Source organism: uncultured Shewanella sp. (genome assembly GCF_947491715.1).
Taxonomy (GTDB): Bacteria; Pseudomonadota; Gammaproteobacteria; order Enterobacterales; family Shewanellaceae; genus Shewanella.
The window spans coordinates 1-372 of the sequence record NZ_CANLKR010000127.1; the positions used below are offsets into that span (position 1 = coordinate 1).

1 protein-coding gene is annotated in these 372 nt (G+C 38.7%); it reads right to left on the minus strand.

Features of this window, described 5'->3' with window-relative positions; translation table 11 throughout:
* Positions 1-372, minus strand: a 372-nt coding sequence (locus tag Q0779_RS23805) for a condensation domain-containing protein (RefSeq protein ID WP_298776750.1), incomplete at both ends; no start/stop codon positions are given.

Below are 372 nucleotides of genomic sequence, written 5' to 3' on the forward strand. Positions count from 1 at the left end.
CTGTCTTGTCGCGTTAAATAATTCTAACACGGTAAAATCACCCAGAATATGATTCACCTGCTCATGCAATGGAAGACGGTTGAATAGCGTTAAATTGACACAATATTTATTCTGTCCGCTCCATTTAAATAAGATTTGGCTATATGCATATAAAATAACACTGGTTGGGCTCACACCATATTGACTGGCTTTTTTCTCTAATTGTGACCATATTGATGTTGGGATCGTTTGAGTTAAACGGGCAAATCTGGGGGTCGAAATACTGCTTGGATTTAACACCATAGGCAATTGAGCATCAAAGTTATAGTCAGGTAACTTATCTTGCCAATAAGCTTCAGCTTCCTGATAAAGTGGGCCTTGTCTGACATCATC